Below are 544 nucleotides of genomic sequence, written 5' to 3' on the forward strand. Positions count from 1 at the left end.
TACTACAACTTCTTCAGAGTTCGAAGTCTCCTCAAGGCAATCAGCAATCGTATTGGCCTCTTGATGACGATGCATCCCCGTCGCCATCAAAGCAATTTCAGCCAACAGCTGGCGTAATTCTCGTTCCATGCATTACACCTTCTGCAGGATCGACTGCATCACATCTTTGATCGCACGAGTGGTGGTTGCGTTGATGTTGTATACCACCGACCATTTGTTGATAGCGTGCTGAAGTTCAGCCAGCTTAGATGGGTCGTCCGCGTTGGTTTCTAGATTTTTAATTGCATCGGTGACGGATTTGTTCGCGTCTTTCGCTTGTTGCTCAAGTTTCGTTTTAACGTCATCGAGGTTTACACTGTTGGTCGCATCGTAAAATGACATAGGATTTCCCTTTATTTTTGGTTAGCTTCGTATGCTTCAATCACAACCTGTGCCGCTGTGTATGCTTCATACTGTTTTAGTAGCAATTGATACTGCTGCGGAGGACATCCCAAGTCCAACTGACGCTTTACCGCTGCCTGTGCTTGTAAGAGCTTGCTCTTAA

At 46.0% G+C, this 544-nt stretch carries 2 protein-coding genes and 1 pseudogene; all 3 read right to left on the reverse strand.

The features are described from left to right. Positions 1-129: pseudogene (gene vscG / locus R7093_RS27510) on the reverse strand (YscG family type III secretion system chaperone VscG); the annotation flags it as partial. A 3-nt stretch (positions 130-132) separates the two neighbouring features. Further along, entirely contained in the window at positions 133-381 is a 249-nt protein-coding gene (gene vscF / locus R7093_RS27515; protein ID WP_005464566.1) for a type III secretion system needle filament protein VscF, read from the reverse strand. 11 nt (positions 382-392) lie between these two features. Then, positions 393-544, reverse strand: a 152-nt coding sequence (locus R7093_RS27520; protein ID WP_318147314.1) for an EscE/YscE/SsaE family type III secretion system needle protein co-chaperone, incomplete at its 5' end; no start/stop codon positions are given.

This window comes from Vibrio sp. 1580 (assembly GCF_033340055.1).